This window comes from Bradyrhizobium sp. i1.15.2 (assembly GCF_040548425.1).
In the GTDB taxonomy this organism is placed as follows: domain Bacteria; phylum Pseudomonadota; class Alphaproteobacteria; order Rhizobiales; family Xanthobacteraceae; genus Bradyrhizobium; species Bradyrhizobium canariense.
In genome coordinates this window covers 1-1,002 of the sequence record NZ_JBEPRQ010000091.1, presented here as the reverse complement: position 1 = coordinate 1,002, position 1,002 = coordinate 1, and the positions used below count along the sequence as shown (strand labels likewise).

Here is a 1,002-nt window from a genome sequence, read left to right as displayed (position 1 = left end):
GGTATCCTCGCGACGCGCACCGATGTGCTCTCGCCTCGCATGTTGCGCATCATCGAGGATCTGGCGGGTGACTGGCGCCGGCTGGATGAGCGTATCGAGGACCTCTCCAGCGAAATCGAGGCATTGGCCCGTCAAGACAAAGGCTGCGAGCGACTGATGACGGTGCCCGGCATTGGCCCGATCATCTCGAGCGCGATGGTGGCTGCGATCGGCACTGGAGACGTGTTCTCGAAAGGCCGCGACTTCGGCGCCTGGCTTGGACTGGTGCCGAAGCAGATATCGACCGGCGACCGCACGATCCTCGGCAAGATATCAAGGCGCGGCAATCGCTACCTGCGCGCGCTGTTTGTGCAGGCCGCGTGGGTTGTGCTGGTCAAGGTCAAGGGTTGGGAGCGCTATGGCCTCAAATCTTGGATCGAAGCCGCCAAGAAACGATTGCACCACAACGTGCTGGCGATTGCGCTCGCCAACAAGCTCGCCCGGATCGCCTGGGCGGTTCTCAACAAGGGACGCGCCTTCGAGTGCGTCAACACGGAGGAGACGGCGTCCCGAGCTGCCTGATCCTCGCACCGTGCTCGGGGCCGTCAAGGCGCGGCCTGACCGCGGTAGAGCAAGACGTCAGGACAGCACGACGGCCGGCCTTGACGGCCCTTGCGCGCGGCGCGTCTGCGCGCGCAGGCCGGGACAAAGGAACGACCGCCAGGCACGAACTAAGGAACAGCACGAGGTGAGGTGCGATCGATGACGTAACCAACATCCCTTACCCGCCGAGGTCTGCGAGAGGAATGAGACAACGATGGAGGATCGGTCTTCCCGGCGCATGCGAACACTGGTGACCCGAATGGCCCGTTCGAGGCCTGTCCGCTAATTAGCTCGAATGCGCGCTGATATCCATGATGGCCCGGAGCACAACACGCTCCAATCAGAGGCCGGATACATTGATGCAAGACCGCATCTGCCAGGTTGACGAAACCTCTTGCAACGCGCGGCCGGACCATACAT

General features: G+C 62.8%; 1 protein-coding gene. It reads left to right on the top strand.

From position 1 onward, the window contains the following. Positions 1 to 561: IS110 family RNA-guided transposase (locus tag ABIB80_RS39345; protein ID WP_354129656.1), on the top strand; the 561-nt coding region annotated here is incomplete at its 5' end. Positions 562 to 1,002 lie beyond the last annotated feature (441 nt).